Annotated in this window: 21 protein-coding genes; 11 read left to right on the forward strand and 10 right to left on the reverse strand. The window is 70.6% G+C overall.

Annotated features, from left to right (window positions below; all coding sequences use genetic code 11):
* Positions 1-2: 2 nt before the first annotated feature.
* Complete coding sequence (locus tag CSW64_RS10815; RefSeq protein ID WP_150131376.1) at positions 3-326, reverse strand: barstar family protein; 324 nt, start codon at positions 324-326, stop codon at positions 3-5.
* A 77-nt stretch (positions 327-403) separates the two neighbouring features.
* Here CSW64_RS10815 and CSW64_RS10820 point away from each other — a divergent pair, with 77 nt between their 5' ends.
* Positions 404-802 carry a GFA family protein gene (locus tag CSW64_RS10820; protein WP_172448514.1) on the forward strand — a complete coding sequence of 133 codons (399 nt, stop codon included), beginning with the start codon at positions 404-406 and terminating at the stop codon, positions 800-802.
* Positions 803-979: 177 nt separating this feature from the next.
* Here the strand turns inward: CSW64_RS10820 and lexA are convergent, their stop codons facing one another.
* Complete coding sequence (gene lexA, locus CSW64_RS10825) at positions 980-1,684, reverse strand: transcriptional repressor LexA (RefSeq protein ID WP_099624204.1); 705 nt, start codon at positions 1,682-1,684, stop codon at positions 980-982.
* Positions 1,685-1,826: 142 nt separating this feature from the next.
* On the opposite strand from lexA, the gene CSW64_RS10830 reads away from it, so the two are divergent.
* Positions 1,827-2,222 carry a GFA family protein gene (locus CSW64_RS10830; protein WP_216361268.1) on the forward strand — a complete coding sequence of 132 codons (396 nt, stop codon included), beginning with the start codon at positions 1,827-1,829 and terminating at the stop codon, positions 2,220-2,222.
* A gap of 58 nt (positions 2,223-2,280) precedes the next feature.
* A complete protein-coding gene (locus CSW64_RS10835) occupies positions 2,281-3,990 on the forward strand; it encodes an amidohydrolase (protein WP_099622121.1) in 1,710 nt (569 codons plus the stop codon).
* A gap of 116 nt (positions 3,991-4,106) precedes the next feature.
* Here the strand turns inward: CSW64_RS10835 and trpC are convergent, their stop codons facing one another.
* Genes trpC through CSW64_RS10855 form a run of 4 tightly spaced genes read right to left on the reverse strand, consistent with a single transcriptional unit; the run spans position 4,107 to position 6,880 of the window.
* Entirely contained in the window at positions 4,107-4,901 is a 795-nt protein-coding gene (gene trpC, locus CSW64_RS10840) for an indole-3-glycerol phosphate synthase TrpC (protein ID WP_099622122.1), read from the reverse strand.
* Entirely contained in the window at positions 4,898-5,272 is a 375-nt protein-coding gene (locus CSW64_RS10845) for a hypothetical protein (protein WP_099622123.1), read from the reverse strand. Before CSW64_RS10845 ends, trpC begins: the two co-directional genes overlap by 4 nt.
* Positions 5,269-6,285, reverse strand: a complete 1,017-nt coding sequence (trpD, locus tag CSW64_RS10850) for an anthranilate phosphoribosyltransferase (RefSeq protein WP_099622124.1) — start codon at positions 6,283-6,285, stop codon at positions 5,269-5,271. Before trpD ends, CSW64_RS10845 begins: the two co-directional genes overlap by 4 nt.
* A gap of 4 nt (positions 6,286-6,289) precedes the next feature.
* Complete coding sequence (locus tag CSW64_RS10855) at positions 6,290-6,880, reverse strand: anthranilate synthase component II (protein ID WP_099622125.1); 591 nt, start codon at positions 6,878-6,880, stop codon at positions 6,290-6,292.
* 66 nt (positions 6,881-6,946) lie between these two features.
* Between CSW64_RS10855 and CSW64_RS10860 the strand changes: the two genes are divergently transcribed.
* From CSW64_RS10860 to CSW64_RS10865, 3 genes are all read left to right on the forward strand, one after another.
* A complete protein-coding gene (locus CSW64_RS10860; protein ID WP_342745857.1) occupies positions 6,947-7,207 on the forward strand; it encodes a hypothetical protein in 261 nt (86 codons plus the stop codon).
* Positions 7,204-7,641 carry a hypothetical protein gene (locus CSW64_RS22005; RefSeq protein ID WP_172448515.1) on the forward strand — a complete coding sequence of 146 codons (438 nt, stop codon included), beginning with the start codon at positions 7,204-7,206 and terminating at the stop codon, positions 7,639-7,641. The genes CSW64_RS10860 and CSW64_RS22005 overlap by 4 nt, the downstream gene beginning before the upstream one ends.
* Before the next feature lie 62 nt (positions 7,642-7,703).
* The gene (locus CSW64_RS10865; protein ID WP_099622126.1) at positions 7,704-9,137 is read left to right on the forward strand and encodes a tyrosinase family protein; all 1,434 of its coding nucleotides are present in this window, start codon (positions 7,704-7,706) and stop codon (positions 9,135-9,137) included.
* Between the two features lie 183 nt (positions 9,138-9,320).
* Here CSW64_RS10865 and trpE read toward each other — a convergent pair whose 3' ends face one another.
* Both trpE and CSW64_RS10875 read right to left on the reverse strand, forming a co-directional pair.
* The gene (gene trpE / locus CSW64_RS10870) at positions 9,321-10,856 is read right to left on the reverse strand and encodes an anthranilate synthase component I (protein ID WP_099624206.1); all 1,536 of its coding nucleotides are present in this window, start codon (positions 10,854-10,856) and stop codon (positions 9,321-9,323) included.
* 8 nt (positions 10,857-10,864) lie between these two features.
* Positions 10,865-12,808 (reverse strand): peptidylprolyl isomerase, encoded by a 1,944-nt coding sequence (locus CSW64_RS10875; RefSeq protein WP_099622127.1) that lies wholly within the window; start codon positions 12,806-12,808, stop codon positions 10,865-10,867.
* Positions 12,809-12,968: 160 nt separating this feature from the next.
* Between CSW64_RS10875 and tpiA the strand changes: the two genes are divergently transcribed.
* From tpiA to CSW64_RS10890, 3 genes are all read left to right on the forward strand, one after another.
* Positions 12,969-13,718, forward strand: a complete 750-nt coding sequence (gene tpiA / locus CSW64_RS10880; protein ID WP_099622128.1) for a triose-phosphate isomerase — start codon at positions 12,969-12,971, stop codon at positions 13,716-13,718.
* Between the two features lie 124 nt (positions 13,719-13,842).
* Entirely contained in the window at positions 13,843-14,196 is a 354-nt protein-coding gene (locus tag CSW64_RS10885) for a hypothetical protein (RefSeq protein ID WP_099622129.1), read from the forward strand.
* Between the two features lie 88 nt (positions 14,197-14,284).
* Positions 14,285-14,677 carry an SRPBCC family protein gene (locus tag CSW64_RS10890; protein ID WP_099622130.1) on the forward strand — a complete coding sequence of 131 codons (393 nt, stop codon included), beginning with the start codon at positions 14,285-14,287 and terminating at the stop codon, positions 14,675-14,677.
* A 32-nt stretch (positions 14,678-14,709) separates the two neighbouring features.
* On the opposite strand, the gene CSW64_RS10895 is transcribed toward CSW64_RS10890, so the two are convergent.
* Complete coding sequence (locus CSW64_RS10895; protein WP_099622131.1) at positions 14,710-15,966, reverse strand: acyl-CoA dehydrogenase; 1,257 nt, start codon at positions 15,964-15,966, stop codon at positions 14,710-14,712.
* A gap of 12 nt (positions 15,967-15,978) precedes the next feature.
* Entirely contained in the window at positions 15,979-17,103 is a 1,125-nt protein-coding gene (locus CSW64_RS10900) for an acyl-CoA dehydrogenase family protein (RefSeq protein ID WP_099622132.1), read from the reverse strand.
* A 142-nt stretch (positions 17,104-17,245) separates the two neighbouring features.
* Here CSW64_RS10900 and CSW64_RS10905 point away from each other — a divergent pair, with 142 nt between their 5' ends.
* Positions 17,246-17,569: a hypothetical protein gene (locus tag CSW64_RS10905; protein WP_099622133.1), complete on the forward strand. Its 324-nt coding sequence runs from the start codon at positions 17,246-17,248 to the stop codon at positions 17,567-17,569.
* Positions 17,570-17,641: 72 nt separating this feature from the next.
* Positions 17,642-18,415, forward strand: a complete 774-nt coding sequence (locus CSW64_RS10910; protein ID WP_099622134.1) for an SDR family NAD(P)-dependent oxidoreductase — start codon at positions 17,642-17,644, stop codon at positions 18,413-18,415.
* Positions 18,416-18,577 lie beyond the last annotated feature (162 nt).

Genomic DNA, 18,577 nt, shown 5'->3' on the forward strand with positions numbered 1-18,577 from the left:
CGCTAGAGGAGCCTAATGCTTACCCGGGACGCCCTGTCGGCGATCCGCCCGAGGGCGTCGAGGAGTGATCCGCCGCCGGCCGTGCGGAGACCCGCCAACTGGTCCGAATGCCGGAAGACCAACACAGCTTCGCCGGGCCAGCCCGGGCCGCCATGTTCGATGGCGTCCCAGAAGGCGTCCAGGTTCCGACCGAACAGCGCTGCGCCATCAGGCTCCGCGACGTCGAGGTATCGCTGCCAGAACCCCTCGGTCGAGGTCACGCCGGCGCAGTCGATGATGATCTCGCGCATCGCCGCCAGCATCGGGCCGGTGGTGGGCGGCGGCAAGGGCCGAAGCGCCGCCGTTGCCTTCCACCGGGCTTCACGTTCTCCTGCCGCCGTGGAGCATGGGGGCTCGAAGGCCGATGACCATCCGAACCGGCGGCTGCCTCTGCGGCGCGAGGGCCTACGAAATCGACGGCGACTTGGAGGGCGTCTGGGTCTGCCACTGCTCGCTGTGCCGCAAGGCCTCGGGCTCGATCGGCAATGCGATCCTGATCGTTCCAAAGGACCGTTTTCGCTGGGTCAAGGGCGAGGATCACGGCGTCACCTTCGCCTTGCGCCCGACCTACACGATCACCCGCTGCAAGACCTGCGGCACGCCGCTTCCAGCCGAGGCGGACGCGCGGAACGTCTATGTCACCGCCGGGACGCTCGATACGCCGCTCGGGAAGGGCGTCCGCACGCGCCTGTTCTGCGCCTCGAGAGCGGATTGGGATCGCGACGAGCCGGATGTGCGGCGGTTCGATGAGCGATCCAGCTAAGGTAAGGGGGCCGAAAGGCAGCCATGCCTGCAATCCCGGTCATCCAGGCGCGAGCCTGAAGCTAGTCCTCAAGTGGCTTCACGTTGAGGCAAAGCTTTACGACCTGGATCCCGGCCTTCGCCAGGACGACCGGGAGGGGGCAGGCTTCAGGGAGCCTTCCAAGACCCAGTTGCAGCCTCAGTGGTACTTCCGGATCAGCCCGACCAGCTTGCCCTGCACCTCGACCTGGTCAGGGCCGTAGACGCGGGTGGGGTACTTCGGGTTGGCCGCTTCCAGCGCGATGCTGACGCCCTTCTTGCGCAGGCGCTTGAGGGTGGCTTCCTCGCCCTCGACCAGGGCGACGACGATCTCGCCGCTGTGGGCGGTGTCGGTCTTGCGGATCAGGACGTAGTCGCCGTCCAGGATGCCGGCCTCGATCATCGAGTCGCCCTGGACCTCGAGCACATAATGTTCGCCGGCGCCGAGCAGGCTCTCCGACACCGGCATGCGGTCGCGCTCGACCTGCAGGGCCTCGATCGGCGAGCCGGCGGCGATCCGGCCCAGCAGCGGAATCTCGCGGACGTCGTTGGCGATGGCGGCCGGGGCGGGGACCGCGCCCGGACCGTCGCCCTTGATCACCTGCGGCTTGAAGTTCTGGCGTCCGCCGGCCGGGGCGGCGGTGGTCGCCTGCTGCGGCAGCTTGGTCACCTCCAGCGCCCGGGCCCGATGGGGCAGCCGGCGCAGGAAGCCGCGTTCCTCGAGGGCGGTGATCAGCCGATGGATGCCCGACTTGGACGCCAGGTCCAGGGCTTCCTTCATCTCGTCGAACGAGGGCGAGACGCCCGTCTCCTTGATGCGTTCATGGATGAACATCAGGAGTTCGTGCTGCTTGCGGGTGAGCATCGCCTTGGCCTCGCTGCCGAATCTGTCTCGGAACAAACCGCTAACTTCTGTGGATGTTCTCTAGGTGTTCTTCGTTAATGTCAAGTTGACGGCGATCATCGGTTGTCCTCCCGTCGCGAACGAAAAACCGGAGATTCTCAGCATGCCGACCATTACCCGCACCGCGACCTGTTCCTGCGGCGCGCTGCGCATCGCCTGCGCCGGGGAGCCGGTGCGGATCTCGGTCTGTCACTGCCTGGCCTGTCAGCGCCGGACGGGCAGCGCCTTCGGCTCGGCGGTGTTCTTCCAGACGGCGGACACGGTCGTCAGCGGCGAGTCGCGGACCTGGACCCGCGTCGGCGAGTCGGGCGGCCAGGCCGTGCACCACTTCTGCCCGACCTGCGGAAGCACGGTGTTCTGGCGGCCGGACTTCCGGCCCGACCGGGTGGGCGTGGCGCTGGGCGCCTTCGCCGACCCGACGATGCCGCCGCCCGACAAGCAGGTCTACGCCGAGACGGCGCACCCCTGGGTGACGATCGAGGGCGTGACTTCGGAATGACCCGGATACCCTGGACCCTTCGATAGCGTAGGATCAGCGCGAACCGGGGAGACCGCCGATGATCGCCACCCGCCGCCGGATGCTGTCCGGAGCCGCCGCTGCGACCGGTCTGGGGCTCGCCGCCCGCGCCTGGGCCGCCGAAGGCCCCGTGGACCTGCTGTTCGTCGGCGGACCGATCCTCACGATGGACGAGACGCGGCCGAGCGCCGAGGCGGTGGCGGTTCGCGGCGGCCGGATCGTTGCCGTGGGCGCGCGGTCAGCGCTGGAGGGGCTGCGCGGGACGACCACGCGGGTGGTCGATCTGGAAGGGCGGCCGCTGCTGCCCGGCTTCGTCGACGCCCACAGCCACCTGTCCTTCGTCGGGCTGCAGGCGACGGTGGCCAACCTGCTCCCGCCGCCGGACGGGCCGGGGCGCAGCATCGCCGCGCTGCAGGCGATCCTCCGCGCGTGGATGGCCGACAACGGCCCGTTCGTCGACCGCTACCGGACGGTGATCGGCTTCGGCTACGACGATTCCCAGCTGGCGGAGCGCCGCCACCCGACCCGTGACGACCTGGACCAGGTCTCGACCGAGCTGCCGGTGTTCCTGATCCACCAGTCCGGCCATTTCGGCGCGGCCAACTCCGTCGCGCTCCAGCAAGCGCGGATCACCGCCGAGACGCCCGACCCCGAGGGCGGCGTGATCCGTCGGCGCCCGGGCTCGCGGGAGCCCAACGGCGTCCTGGAGGAGCACGCCTTCTTCACCGCCTTCGGGGCCCAGGCCATGAAGCTCGACGAGGCCGCCAACCTGGGAATGATCGAGCGCGGGGCGAAGTTCTACGCCCGCTTCGGCTACACCACGGCCCAGGAGGGGCGGGCCTCGATCCAGAACGTGGCGCTGCTGAAGGCGGCCGGCGCACGCGGACTGCTGCCGCTGGATGTCGTGGCCTATCCGGACATCGTCAGCGCGACGGCGGCGATCCTGCCGACCCGGCAGTATCTGGACCGCTTCCGCGTGGCCGGCGCCAAGCTGACCATCGACGGTTCGCCCCAGGGCAAGACCGCCTGGCTGACCCAGCCCTATTTCAAGCCGCCCGAGGGCCGCGACGCGGACTACCGCGGCTATCCGGCGATCAAGCCGGAACAGGCGCTGGCCGAGATCGACAAGGCCTTCGCCAACGGCTGGCAGCTGATCACCCACTGCAACGGCGACGCGGCCATCGACCTGCTGATCGAGGGCGTCGGCAAGGCCGAGGCCAAGTACGGCGGCGGGGATCGCCGGCCGGTGCTGATCCACGGCCAGACCCTGCGCCGGGATCAGGTCGCCGCGCTGAAGCGGCTGGGCGTCGTCCCATCCCTGTTTCCGATGCACACCTTCTACTGGGGCGACTGGCACCGGGAGTCGGTGCTGGGGCCGGCGCGGGCGGAGACCATCTCGCCGACCGGCTGGGTTCTGGCGCAGGGCATGCGCTTCACCACCCACCACGACGCCCCCGTGGCCAATCCGGACGCCATGCGGGTGCTGTCGGCGACCGTGACCCGCAGGACCCGCAGCGGCCGGGTCCTGGGCCCCGACCAGCGCGTTTCCGTCGAGACCACGCTGCGGGCGATGACGGAGTGGGCGGCCTGGCAGCATTTCGAGGAGGACGCGAAAGGTCGGATCGCGCCCGGGATGCTGGCCGATCTGATCGTGCTCTCGGACAACCCGCTGACCGTCGATCCCGACGCCCTGGCCGGGTTGAAGGTCGTGGAGACCTACAAGGAAGGGCGGTCGATCTATCGGGGGTAAGGCGTGCGTGGTTCGAGACGCTCGCCTGATGGCTCGCTCCTCACCATGGCGAACTCAGCCTTCGTCATCCTGAGGAGCCGGGCCTCAGCCCGGCGTCTCGAAGGACGCAACATGCCTCAGGCCGCGGCTAGCAACGCCGCCGTCGCCGCCTCGATGTCGGCCTGGCGCATCAGGCTTTCGCCGACCAGCATGGCCTTGGCGCCGGAGGCTTCCAGTCGCGCCGCGTCGGCGGCGCTGAACAGGCCGCTCTCGGTGACCAGCAGCGACCCTTCCGGCGCGCGCCCGGACAGCCGTTCGGTGATGCCCAGGTCGACCGTGAAGCTGCGCAGGTCGCGGTTGTTCACGCCGACCAGCGTCGCGCCCAGCTTGCCGGCGCGGTCCATCTCGGACTCGTCATGGACCTCGACCAGGGCGTCCATGCCCAGGCGCCGCGCCTCGCTCATCAGCTCGGCGGCCAGGGCGTCGTCGATCATCGCCAGGATGACCAGGATGGCGTCGGCGCCGAGGGCCCGGCTCTCGGCCACCTGCCAGGGATCGACCAGGAAGTCCTTGCGGATGGCGGGCAGGGCGGTCGCCGCGCGGGCGGCCACGAGGTATTCGTCGGCGCCCTGGAAGCTCGGCCCGTCGGTCAGCACCGACAGGCAGGCCGCGCCGCCGCGCTCGTAGGCCCGGGCGAGCGCCGGCGGATCGAAGTCCGCCCGGATCAGGCCCTTGGACGGCGAGGCCTTCTTGATCTCGGCGATCAGGGCCAGGACTCCCGGCGCGTGGCGGCGCTCCAGCGCGGCCTTGAAGCCCCGCGGCGCGTCGGCGGCCTTGGCGGCGGCGTCGACATCGGCCTGCGAGCGGGCGGCCTTGCGGGCGGCGACGTCCTCGCGCTTGTAAGCGGCGATCTTGGCGAGAATGTCGGTCATAGCTTCCTGTACGCCCACTGCTTGTCGTCGTTGAAGATCAGCAGATCGTCGCCGGCCTGCCGCAGTCCGCAAGCCTGAGCGTAATCGCTCTTCGACCTGCCGGGCTCCTTGTAGCCCTCGAGGTCGATGTAGAGGCAGGCGTCGTGGTCAACCTTGTAGCCGTTGCGGCTGCTCGCCGACCAGCGGCCGCGCTCCTCGTGCGTTCCGGCGGCGTCGCGCCAGCTGTGACGGAAGCGGCCGTCGACGCCGAGTTCGAGGCGATGGCGCTCCCAGTCGCCGATCCCCTGGTAGACGCCGGGCGGCTCGGACAGCGTCTCGGCGCAGCCGCCCGCCGCAAGCATCAGGAGCAGGGCGAGCGCGGGCCGGCTCATGCGGCGTTCGTGATCTCTACTAGCTTGTCCAGGGCCGCCAGGGCGCGACCATCGTCGATGACCTGGCCGGCCAGCTCGACGCCCTCGCGCAGGGTCTCGACCCGGTCGGCGACCAGGAAGGCGGCGGCGGCGTTCAGCAGCACTATGTCGCGATAGGGACCCGTCCTGCCGTTCAGCAGGTCGCGCAGGGCCCGGGCGTTGTGGTCGGGCGCGCCGCCGGTGAGGTCGACCAGCGACGAGCGCGGCAGGCCCACGGCCTCGGGAGTGATGGTGAACAGGCGCAGGGCGCCGTCGTGCCATTCCGCGACCTCGGTCTCGCCGGTGACGGTCAGCTCGTCCATGCCCTGGCCGTGCACCGACCAGACCCGTTCGGAGCCCAGGGCGCCGAGGGCGCGGGCGATCGGCTCGACGAAGCGCGGGGCCGGCACGCCGATCACCTGCCGCTTGGCGCCGGCCGGGTTGGTCAGCGGGCCCAGCAGGTTGAAGATAGTGCGGAAGCCCAGCTGCTGGCGGATCGGCGAGACGTGTTTCATCGCGCCGTGATGGGCCTGGGCGAACAGGAAGGCGACGCCGGCCTCGTCCAGCGCCCGGCGTTGCTTCTGCAGGCCGGGATCCAGGTTCACGCCCAGGGCGGCCAGGACGTCGGCGGTGCCGGACTTGCTGGTGATGGCGCGGTTGCCGTGCTTGGCGACCTTCAGCCCGCCGCCGGCGGCCACGAAGGTCACGGCGGTGGAGATGTTCAGGGTGTGCAGGCCGTCGCCGCCGGTGCCGCAGACGTCGATGGTGTCGTAGGGCAGATCCAGCCGCACCGCGGCGCGGCGCATGGCGCGGGCGCAGGCGGCCATCTCGCCCACGGTCTCGCCGCGCAGCCGGATGGCGGTCACGGCGGCCGCGACCTGGGCCGGGGTCGGCTCTCCGCGCAGGCAGGCGGAGAAGAAGGCCTCGGCGTCCTCCTCTGACAGGGTCGCGCCGTCGGCGAGGCGGCTGAGCAGCGGCTTGAAGGCGTCGGACATGGCGCTAGACGGCCGCCGTGCGCTTCACGCCGGCCAGGTCCAGGAAGTTGGCCAGCAGCTGGTGACCGCCTTCGGTGGCGATCGACTCGGGGTGGAACTGCACGCCGTGGATCGGGCGGGTCCTGTGCTGGACGCCCATGATCTCGCCGTCCTCGGTCCAGGCGGTGACCTCAAGCTCGGCGGGCAGGGTGCCGCGCTCGACCGCCAGGCTGTGGTAGCGGGTGGCGGTGAACGGGTGCGGCAGGCCCTTGAACAGGCCCTGGTCGGCGTGGCTGATCTCGCTGGTCTTGCCGTGCATGATGGTCTTGGCCCGCACGACGTCGCCGCCATAGGCCTGGCCGATCGCCTGGTGGCCCAGGCAGACGCCCAGGATGGCCAGGTCCTCTGGCGCGCCGCGCAGCAGCGGCAGGCAGATTCCCGCCTGGTCCGGGGCGCAGGGGCCGGGCGACAGCAGCACCGCCGCCGGCTTCAGCCCGATCGCCTCCTGGACGGTCAGGGCGTCGTTGCGATGGACGACGGTCTCCGCCCCCAGCTCGTTCAGGTAGTGGACGAGGTTGTAGGTGAAGCTGTCGTAGTTATCGATGACGAGGATCATGGCCCGTCGCTTCTAGGCCCTGAGATCGTTTGCGCCAAGGGGCGGAGAGGATCATGATGCCATGTCATGGCGATCGCCGATTCAGCCCTGGACCGAGAAGCCCTGGCCTACGCCCGGGGCCTGCTGAGAGCGCCGCAGCCTCGCGAGAACCTGTGGGCGGTGCTGGGCGCGGCCCTGCTGTGCGCCGCGGCCGCGATGGCCTTCGCCGTCGCCATGGTCATGGCCCCGCCGGCCGTCACCAGCCACCTGGCCCTCGAGCCCGAACCGGCGGCCCCGGCCACGGCGGCCTCCGACAAGGTTCAGGGGGCGGAGAGGAGCGCGCCGTGACGCGCCGCCTGGCCCCGATTGCACTGCTGGCCGTCCTGGCGGCGAGCGGCTGCGCGGGCGAGGGCGGGGCGAGCGAACCGGGACGCGCCGCGCTGGGCGCCGCTCCGACCAGCCTGTCGGTCCAGGTTCCCGCCCGCAAGGCCGGCGAGCCGGCGATGCTGGTCCTGTCCGATCTCAGCACCAACGCCCAGCCCGGCGTGCTCTATCGCGTCCAGCTGGGCGGAAAGAGCGGCCCGACCTTGGGTTACGTCAATTTCTTCAATGTCGCGACCGGCGGGCCGGCCTCGTTCAGCTTTGAGGCCGGGGCGGCGCTGGACCGCCTGCCCGCGGGCCGTCCGGTCGAGATCGTCATCACCCCGGAGGGGGCGCCCGACCCCGCCGCCCGACCGGTCGTCGGCAAGGTGTCGCTGAGCGTTAACGCCGGGGGCAAATAGCCCGAGACTCTCGCTTTGGTTGTGTTACGGTCGCGCGTGCACATCCACAAGGGGAGAGAGTCATGACCTCAGTAACCCGTAGAGCCGCGCTCGTCGGCGGCGGCGCGACGATCCCGTTCGCGCAGTGGTATGCGTCCCAGTCCTGGGCCCGCGCGCCCTTCGTCCGCAAGGATCTGTCCACGCCCGCCGGCCAGGCGGACCTGGCCAAGTACGCCAAGGCCGTGAAGATCATGTCGGGTCTGGCGGAAGCCAATCCCCGGGGCTGGATGTTCCAGTGGTACATCCACGCCGTGCGCGGCGACCGCACCAAGGCCGCGGAGCTCGCCCGCGTCTATCCGGCTCCCAGCCCGCAGCGGACCCTGGCCCAGGCCAGCTGGAGCACCTGTCAGGCGCACTCGGCCGGCACGGTGGAGAACTACTTCCTGCCCTGGCACCGGATGTACGTCTTCTTCCTGGAGGCCATCTGCCGCAAGCTGCTGCAGGACAACAGCTTCGTGCTGCCCTACTGGCGCTACACCCAGCCCAACCAGCGAGCCCTGCCGGTCGCCTTCCGGCAGCAGGCCAGCCCGCAGTGGGGCACGCTGTACCGGCCCAACCGCAACCCCGGCATCAACAACGGCGTGCCGATCGACCAGGGCCTGAACCCGACCCCGATCAACACCCTGTCGCTGAACCAGACCAGCTATGTCCCGGCGGCCGGCCAGCAGGGCTTCTGCCTGAACATCGACGCCAACCTGCACGGCAGCGTCCACGTCCGGGTCGGCAACGGCCAGGGCATGGGTTCGGTGCCCTGGGCGGCCAACGACCCGATCTTCTGGATGCACCACTGCAACATCGACCGCATGTGGGCCAGCTGGAACCGGAACGGCGGCTGCAACCCGACCGACGCGACCTGGCTGAACAAGACCTTCACCTTCCCGGACGCCAACGGGAACAGCGTCGTGGCCAAGATCGGCGACTTCAAGTCGATCGGCGCGCTGGGCTACACCTACGACGTCTTCGAGCCGGGCCCGCGGATCGGCGGCTGTCTGCCCTTCGTGCTCAACGTCCGCGACCTGCCGCTGCTGGCGGTCCAGCGCCGGCCGTTCAAGCTCGACCCCGGCGGGCCCGTGGAGATCAAGCTGGAGGCGACCTCGGCCGAGGCGATGCGCGGCAATCCCAAGAACCTGGGCATCACCAAGCGGACGGGCCGGACGCTGCTGGTCATCGACGGCCTGCAGGCCAAGGTCCAGCCCGGCGTGCTCTACGAGGTCGGCGTGAAGGACGCGGCGGGCAAGACCACCGTGGTCGGCCACCTGAACTTCTTCGACGCGGTCTCCGCCGAACATGGCGACCACGGCGATCACGGCGGCGCGATGCCGGAGAAGTTCTTCGCCTTTGACGTCACCCGCTACATCAAGAAAGGCGAACAGCCGACCGTGGTGCTGCGGCCGGACGGCAAGGCCGACGCCCAGGCGGACGCCGTGGTGACCGGCTTCAGCCTCGTGCAGGACTAGGGGCTCGGGGGCGGCGGGCTGGATAGCAACCCGTCGCCTTCAACGCCGTTCATCCCGGCGAAGGCCGGGACCCAGTCGGGGGCTCGGCAATGTCGATAGTCCGCGAAGCCAAGGCTGGACCTGGGTCCCGGCCTTCGCCGGGATAGGCGGAAGGAGGCGAGAATCTCGCCGCTCCACTCTGTTCTACCCGAACCGCCAGGCCTCCTCGGCCGCGCGGCGCAGGGCGTTCGACTTGTGGATGGTCTCGTCGTATTCGGCGTCGGGATCGCTGTCGGCCACCAGGCCGCCGCCGGCCTGGACGTACAGGACGCCGTCCTTGACGAGGCCGGTGCGCAGCACGATGCAGGTGTCGACCGAGCCGTCGGCGCCGAAATAGCCGACCGCGCCGGCGTAGCCGATGCCGCGCTTCTCGATCTCCAGCTCGTCGATGATCTCCATGGCCCGCACCTTGGGCGCGCCGGACACGGTGCCGGCGGGCAAGGCGGCCATCAGCACGTCGACCGGGTCCAGGCCCTCGGGGGCGTCGCCCTCGACGTTGGAGACGATGTGCATGACGTGGCTGTAGCGCTCGATGACGAAGCTCTCGGTCACCCGCACGGACGGCCCCTTGGACGCCGCCGCCGGCGCGTTGCGGCCGGCCTCGCGCAGGCGGGCGACGCGGCCGACGTCGTTGCGGCCCAGGTCCAGCAGCATCAGGTGCTCGGCCCGTTCCTTGGGATCGGCCAGCAGCTCCTGCTCCAGCGCCAGGTCCTGCTCAGGCGTGGCGCCGCGGGGACGGGTGCCGGCGATCGGGCGGATGGTGACCTTGCCGTCGCGCAGCCGCACCAGGATCTCCGGGCTGGAGCCGACCAGCTGGAAGTCGCCGAAGTCCAGATAGAACAGGAACGGAGAGGGGTTGGTCCGGCGCAGGGAGCGGTAGAGGGCGAAGGGGTCGCGCTCGAACGGCGTGCGGAAGCGGTGAGCGACCACGGCCTGGAAGATGTCGCCGGCGCCGATGTAGTCCTTGGCCTTCTCGACGACCGTCCGATAATCCTCGCGGCTCACCGGCGTGGTGAAGTCGATGGGCGAGGGGGCGCCGGCCTCGGGCGCGATCAGCGGTTGGCGGAGGTCGGCCAGCACCTCGCCCAGGCGCGCCTGGGCGGCGTCATAGGCCTCGCGCGCCGACACGCCGGGCGTCGGGCGCGCCGGCGTGACCATCAGGATTTCCTGGGCGATCGCGTCGAAGGCCACCACGACCGAGGGCAGGGTCATGATCGAATCCGGCAGGCCCAGGGCGTCCGGATTGACGTTCGGCAGCTGCTCGGCCAGCCGGATCATGTCGTAGCCGAGAGCGCCGTAGACCCCGGCGGCCGGCGGCGGCAACCCGGCCGGAAGCTCGATCCGTGAGGCGGCGACCAGGTCGCGCAGGCTCTCCAGCGCGCCGGCCTCCTGGCGCACGAAGTCGCCGCGGGCGATCGCATCGGCGCCGCGGGCGATCTCGGCGACGTCGCCACGGCAGCGCCAGACCAGGTCCGGCTTCATCGCCAGGAAGGAATAGCGGCCGCGCCAGGCGCCGCCCTCGACCGACTCGAACAGGAACGAGTAGGGCCGATCTCGGCCGATCTTGAGATAGGCCGAGACCGGCGTCTCCAGGTCGTCGATCAGCCGCGTCCAGACGACCTGGGGCCGGCCGGCGTCCCAGGCCGTCGCGAACGCTTCGAACGCGGGCTCGGGGGTCAGCCCCCCGGTCACTGGCCCTTGCCCGCGGCGGCGGGCGCCGCCTTGCCGTCGGCGGGACCGGCTTCGTCCGGCGCGATGCCGATCGACATGCGGGCGTTGCGCAGGTTGGTCTCGGTCTTCAGGCGGGTGCGGGCGTAGCTGCGCGAAGCCTCGGCGATGTCGCCGAAAACCTGCTCGCTGAATTGACGCGACTGCTGGTTGGCGGCCATGGCCGTCATCTCGGCGCCGGCGGGGCGGATGGCGTCCACCCGGGCGACGGCGATGCCGAACTGCTGGCCGCGCGCGGTGAAGGCCTCGGCCTTCTTGGCGCCGAACGCCGCGCCGAGCAGTTCGCGGCCGAGGGCGGCGTGCTGGCTGGCCGTGGCGCGGCTCAGGCCGGCGACGCGCTGCACCTTGGCGCCGGCCGAGGCGGCCACGGCGTCGATCGACTCGCCCTTCTTGACGCGGGCGGCCAGTTCGTCGGCCTTGGCCTGCATCCGGTCGGCGGTCCGGCGCAGCATCAGAGCGCGGATCAGGTCCGGCTTGATGCTCTCCATCGGAGGCATGGCCGCCGGGATGACCCGGTCGACCCGGACGACGAAGTACTGGCCGTCGCCGGCTTCCTGGATGTCGCTCTCGACGCCCTGGGACTGTTCGAAGGCGGCCTTGAGAATGGGCTCGGGCAGCGGCGCGCGGCGGCGGTCCTGGGTCACGCCCTCGGCCGTCATCGGCGGCAGCGAGATGATCTTCAGCCCGGCCTTGGCCGCGGCCGTCGCCATGTCGGCGCCCTGGCCGTGCGCATCCTCATAGACCTTGGCGACGTCGGAGACCTTGGCCGCGGCGAGATCGGCGCGGACCTTGGCCTCGATGGCCGCGCGGTGATCCTCGAGGCGGGCCTCCTGGCCGGCGGACACCTTGGTCACCTTCAGAACGGCCAGGCCGAACTGGGCCTTGACCGGACCGCTCACACCGCCTTCCGGCAGCTGGAAGGCGGCCGCGGCGATGGCCGGGTCGAAGAAGGCGGTGCGGGGCTTGTCGTCGAAGCGCACCGGTTGGACGCCGAGGCGGCCGGCGACCTCGTTGGGGTTCTGTCCCTGGTTCAGCTGGGCGATGATCTGCTGGGCCTGGGCGGCGTCCTTGGCCGGAATCTGCAGCACGGAGCGCAGCTCCGGCTTGGACAGCGAGTCCTTCTGGAAGGCGAACTGCTTCTGGACGTCCGCCTCGGAGACGGTCACCTGGCCTTCGTAGTCCTGGCGCGACAGGGCCATGACGCTGATCGCCCGGAACTCGGGCAGGGTCAGGGCGGCCTTGTTCTCCTGCATGAAGGCCTTCAGCTCCGCGTCGGTCGGCTGCGGGATGGTCCCGACGCTCCGGGGATCGATCAGGAAGTAGGCCAGATCACGTTGTTCGAAGGCGAAGGCCCCGGCCAGGCCCGAATAGGCCCGCGGGGCGCGGAAGCCGGCCGCGACGGCGGCGATGAACTGGCGGCTGGCGATCTCGTCCTTCAGGCCGGTCTCGAAGACCTTCGGCGTCATGCCGGTCTCGGCCAGCGCCTGCTCGTAGCGGGCCCTGTCGAACTTACGGGTCACCGGATCGAAGAACCGCGGCTGCTCGGCCAGAAGCTCGGTCAGCATCTTGTCGCTGGCCCGGACGCCGACCTTCTCGAGAAGGGCCGCGAACGACTCCTGGGTGGCCATCTCGTCGAGCACCCGGCGGTCGAGGCCTTCCTTCATCGCCAGCTCCGGCGTGATCGGCTGGCCGAAGCGTTGCTCCAGCTGCGTCCGGTAGTTGTCGTAGGCGCGCTTGAACATCGCCGGATCGACGTGCCGGCTTCCGGCGCGGATCACGTCGGTCTTGGCGCCGGCGCCCTGGAAGGCGTCGGGCAGGCCGACGATCGCGAACGAGATGATGATCAGCCCCAGCAGGCCGAGCGCGAGCCAGGACTTGGCGAACTTGCGGAAGACGGAGAGCATGGAGTCGTCGGACCTTTGGACAGCATGCGGCGCAAGACGCCGTTCACGCGGTATAGTGGACGCTGCGCGACCCTCGCAAGCCGCGAGGAAGCGACGTGACACGGCCGCGCGCTTCGATTAGGGCGCTCCTGAACGAAAATCACGCCAGGAGCCTCCATCCGTGTCAACGCCTCGCCCCCTGATCGCCGGAAACTGGAAGATGAACGGCGTCGAGGCGTCGCTCGACGAGGCCCGCGCCGTCGCGGCCGCCGTCGATTCCCACCCGCCGTCGGCTCGCGTGGCGATCTGCCCGCCGTCGACCCTGATCCACCGTCTGGCCGACGCTCTGGCCGGTTCGGGCGTCGAGGTCGGCGGCCAGGACTGTCGGGCCGAAGCCTCCGGCGCCTTCACCGGCGACGTGGCCGCCGAGATGCTGGCCGACGCCGGCGCCGGACTGGTGATCCTCGGGCATTCCGAGCGCCGCGCGGGCTACGGCGAGACCGATGCGGTGGTCGCCGCCAAGGTCGAGGCCGCCCTGCGGGCCGGGCTGGAGCCGATCGTCTGCGTCGGCGAGACCCTGGCCGAGCGGGAGGCCGGCGACACCCTGGCGGTGGTGACGGGACAGGTGAGGGGCTCGCTGCCCGCCGCTCTGGCCGGCAAGGCCTTCTCCGTAGCCTATGAGCCGGTCTGGGCGATCGGCACCGGCCTGACCCCGACCCTGGAGCAGATCGAAGAGGTCCATGTCGCCGTCCGCGCGGCCCTGACCGAGATCTTCGGCGAGGACGGCGCCCGGGTTCCGATCCTCTACGGCGGTTCGGTGAAGCCCTCGAACGCCGCCGAGATCCTCAAGGCCCGCGACGTCGGCGGCGCCCTGGTCGGGGGCGCCTCGCTGAAGGCGGCCGATTTCCTGGGCATCATCCAGGCGGCCTAAGGGACATCCCAGGGGACATGCTCCGCGAAGCGGTGCGTGTCCTCCGCGTCATCGCCGGCCTGTCGCCTCGCCACGGAACCGCCATGCTCGGCTGCGGTTGTTCGACGGTGACCGGAGGTTCGGCATGAGGCGTGGGTGGAAGCTGGACCCCGTGGAGCGGGCGATGCTGCTGGCGGCCCTCCCGGCTGCCTATGGCGAGGTCGTCGCCGACCACGTCACCTGCAAGCCCGATCCCGAGCGAGACCTGCTGCCGACCTTCGGCGAGATCGTCGGCGTCGCCGATGACGGGGCGGGGGTGCAGGCGCTGGTGGTTCGGATCGGCGGAACCACAGACCGGCCCGACGGCTCCACCTGGCACATCACCTGGTCTCTGGCCGAAGGTCGCGGCGCCAAGGAGAGCAACGCCGTCATCGCCGAGCGCGGCTGGCGTGAGATCGAGCCGCGCCGGGTGGCCCTGATACCGGCGGCCTGGGACTGAGGACGCAAAGGGCCGATACCGTCCGAAAGTCGCCAGACTGAGGAGGACGTGTGGCCGATGATGGTCTCCCAACAAACGGAGAGCCGCCATGGCCAGCATCCATATCGAACGGCTGATCGACCGCCCGGCTGAGGCGGTCTGGGACGCCATCCGCGACGTCGGCGCCCTGCACGATCGCCTCGTGCCGGGCTTCGTGGTCGACACCCGGCTGGAGGACGAGGCCCGGGTGGTCACCTTCGCCAACGGCATGGTCGCGCGGGAGCTGCTGATCGCTCTCGACGACGACCGCCGCCGCTTCGCCTACAGCGTCCTGTCGGAGCAGCTGGCGCATCACAACGCCACCAACGAGGTGTTCGAGGCCGGCCCCGGCCGCAGCCGCTTCGTCTGGAAGGCCGACGTCCTGCCCCACGCCGCCGCCGAGACGGTGCGCGGCATGATGGAGCAGGGCGCCGACGCCCTGAAGGCGGCGATGGAGCGTTAGGGCGGCGCGGCGGCTATCCCTCCGCTCGGCCGCTATCCCCGGCCGGACGTGGGGATGTCCTTGAACGGCACGTCCTTGTCCACGCGGATGTCGCCGGGCAGGCCCAGGACCCGTTCGGCGATGATGTTGCGCAGGATCTCGTCGGTGCCGCCCTCGACGCGGGTGGCGGGACTGCGCAGCAGCATCTGCTGGAAGCGGGCGCCGGCCGAGGCCCGGTCGGGTCCGCTCAGCACCCCGGCCTCGCCCTGCAGGTCCAGGGCGAACATGGCCAGCTCCTGCATGGTCGCGCCGGCGACCAGCTTGCCGATCGAGTTCTCCGGTCCCGGGGTCTCGCCTTTGGACAGGGCGGACATCGCCCGCATGCCGGTGTACTTCAGTCCGCTGGCCTTGACCGCGAACTGCGCCAGGCGCGAGCGGACCATGCGGTCGTCGATGGCCAGGCCATCCTCGGTCTGCAGGGTCATGCAGAAGTCGAACAGCTCCGGGAAACCGGTCGGCATGCCCGAGCCGATCGACAGCCGCTCGTTCATCAGGGTGGTCAGCGACACCTGCCAGCCCTGGCCGACGGCGCCCAGGCGCTGGGCGTCGGGAATACGGACATCGGTGAAATAGACCTCGTTGAAGCCCGACTGGCCGTTCGCCTGCTTGATCGGCCGCACCTCGATCCCCGGGCTCTTCATGTCGAGCCAGAACATCGTCAGGCCCTTGTGCTTGGCCACGGTCGGGTCGGTGCGGGTGATCAGGATGCCGTAGTCGCTGTGCTGGGCGCCGCTGGTCCAGATCTTCTGGCCGTTGACGATCCAGTCGCCCGAGCCGTCGCCGGCGGGGACCGCCGCCGTGCGCAGGCCGGCCAGGTCGGAGCCGCCGGCCGGTTCGCTGAACAGCTGGCACCAGATGTGCTCGCCCGCGGCCAGCGGCGGCAGCAGGCGGCGCTTCGTCGCCTCGTCGGCCCAGGCCATCACCGTCGGGCCGCACATGCCGTGGCCGATGATGAACAGGCCGGAGAGGGCGCCGTAGACGCCTTCCTCCTGGCCCCAGATCACCCGCTCGATCGGCGTGGCGCCGCGGCCGCCATAGTCCTTCGGCCAATGCAGGCAGGCCCAGCCGGCCTCGGCCTTCTTCTTCTGCCAGGCCTTGGAGGCGGCGATCGGGTCGACGCTCTTGAGGCCATTGTTGGCGAAGCCGCCCTGTTTGAGCTCGGCCTCGAGCGCCGTTGGGGCGTTGGCCTGTATCCAGGCGCGGGCCTGCACGCGGAAGGCGGCTTCCTCGGGAGTGTCGTCGAAGTTCATGATGTTCCTCCCTTAGGCCGCCACGGGCGCTTCGTTGCGCCGGCGCAGGCGGTCGATCAGCAGGTCCTCCCAGGTCGACTGCGAGCCGATGGTCAGGGCCAGATTGTTGGACCGGCGATAGAACAGGTGACAGTCGAAGGCCCAGGTGAAGCCCATGCCGCCGTGGACCTGGATGTTGTTCTTGGCGCAGTGCTGATAGGCCTGTGTGGCCGAGACCCGCGCCGTGGCCGCCGCGACCGGCAGTTCGGCGGCCCCCGTCGAAAGCGCCCAGGCGCCGTAGTAGGCGTTTGAGCGGGCCAGGGTGGCGGCGACGTACATGTCGGCCAGGATGTGCTTCACGGCCTGGAAGCTGCCGATCGGACGACCAAAGGCCATGCGGTCCAAGGCGTAGTCTCGGCCCATCTCCAGCGCCCGATCCGCGCCGCCGACCTGTTCGAAGGCGATCAGGATGGCGGCCCGGTCCATGACCTCGGAGGCCAGCCGCCAGCCGTCGCCGGCCGCGCCCAGCCGCTCGGCGGGGGCGGCGTCGAAGGTCAGGGTCGCTTGGCCGCGGGTGGGGTCGATGCTGTCCTCGACCGTCCGGGTCACGCCCGCCCCGCGCAGGTCGACCAGCCACAGGGAAACCTTCCCGCCCTCGCGCGCGGCGACCACGGCGAGGCCCGCGATGTCGCCGTCGGCCACGGGGGTCTTGGTCCCGGTCAGCCTGCCGTTCGAGACGGTCGCCTTGACGCCGCCCTCTGTCGTGCGGCCAGCGCTCTCGGCCAGGGCGAAACAGCCGATCGTCTCGCCGGACGCCAGGTTCGGCAGCCAGGCCTGTTTCTGCGCCTCCGTCCCGGCGAGCATCAGCGCCTCGGCGACCAGGTAGATGGACGAGACCGCCGGCACGGGCGCGACGGCCCGGCCCAGCTCCTCGGCGATCACGCACAGCTCCAGATGACCCAGGCCGACGCCGCCGTACGCCTCGGGAATGGCCGCGCCCAGAAAGCCCATCTCGCCCAGGCCTCTCCAGAGGTCGGAGTCGTAGGACTGGGCGCCTTCCAGCACGGCGCGGACGGCCGCCGGCGGACAGCGGTCGGCCAGGAACCTTCGCGCCTGGTCGCGCAGCTGCTTCTGCTCGTCGGAAAAGTCGAAGTTCACCCTGATGTCTCCCGTCGCCGGCGCGTATCCGCCGATCTTGGGGGGAGCTTGGATGCGTTCACCCGGGGTCAGCCAAGCGCCGTCTTTCCGTTTGCGTCATCCTCGGGTGGCGCGTTCGTCTCCGAAGGGCTAACTCCTCCGCATGGCGAAGAAGCAAACCACCGAGTTCGAGATCCAGGTCGACGGCGAAGTCTACGTCTGGTGGCTGCAGCGCCAGCCCCGGTGGTCGAACGACAGCAAGGGCTGGGAAGGCATGGCGATCGCCGTGCGCCATCAGGAAGGCCAGCGCGAGGCGGTGATCGAGTTCCCGCCTGGCAAGCTGCCCGCCTACGGCGCGCTGCTGAAGGCCGCCAATATCGATCCCAAGGTCGTCGCGCGTTCCATCCAGTCCGCCATCGAGGCCGGCTGGGATCCCATGTCGCGCGGCAAGACGGTCAACATCGTGGTGGACGCCAACGGGGAGTGAGCCGGCGGCTTGCCTGCCGCTAGGTCGCCGGCGTCAGATGCTCCCGACGAACAGGATCAGGGGAGACGGCGCATGGAGCTCGGGCTCAGCGGAAAGACCATCTTCGTCGCCGGCGCCAGCCGGGGCATCGGGCTGGGCATCGTCGAGGCCTGCCTGGGCGAGGGGGCGAAGGTCGCCATCACCGCTCGCGGCGCCGAGGCGCTGGAGGCGACCCGCGCCCGGCTGGCCGCCGAGCACGGCGAGGGTCGCGTCTGGGCGATGGCCGGCGATCTGCGCGACACGGCGAGGATCGAAGAGGCGCTGGCCGGCGCCGAGGCGGCGCTGGGGCCCATCTTCGGCGCGGTCGCCAATGTCGGCCTGCATCCGTGTCCGCCGGGCGCCGAGGTCGACGACGAGACCTGGGACGCCGGATTCGCCCAGAACCTCGGTTCGGCCTGGCGGCTGGCGCGGGGGGCCTATCGCCGGATGCTGCCGCGAGGGGAGGGCTCGATCCTGTTCATCAGCTCGATCGCCGGCCTGGGCGCGCTCGGCACGCCGCTGACCTACGGCACGGCCAAGGCGGGGATGAACCACCTGACCAAGGAGCTGGCCAAGATCGCCGGCCCCGAGGGCGTGCGCGTCAACGCCATCGCGCCGGGCAACATCATCTTCCCGGGCGGCAGCTGGCAGGAGCGGATGGACGGTCCGAGAGCCGCGTCCTGGCAGCGCTGGATCGACCGCGAGGTGCCGCTGCAGCGCTACGGTCGGCCGGAGGAGATCGGAACCGTCGCCGCCTTCCTGATGAGCCCTCGCGCCAGCTTCGTGCACGGCGCCGTCGTGCCCGTCGACGGCGGCCAGACCCGCTGAGCGGGCCGCGCCGGGTTGGCCGCGCCCGCCGGATGCTCCGGGCGCCCGCGGGATTTTCCTCGCCGTCCACGCGATTTCGTGCGCATACTGCGGTATCGACTATCGCCTTGGTTCGGTTGCTCTCCTCGCTTGGTCCTCGGATCGAGCTTCCGAGCCTACGTG

The sequence above is a fragment of the Caulobacter mirabilis genome, assembly GCF_002749615.1.
GTDB classification, from domain to species: domain Bacteria; phylum Pseudomonadota; class Alphaproteobacteria; order Caulobacterales; family Caulobacteraceae; genus Caulobacter; species Caulobacter mirabilis.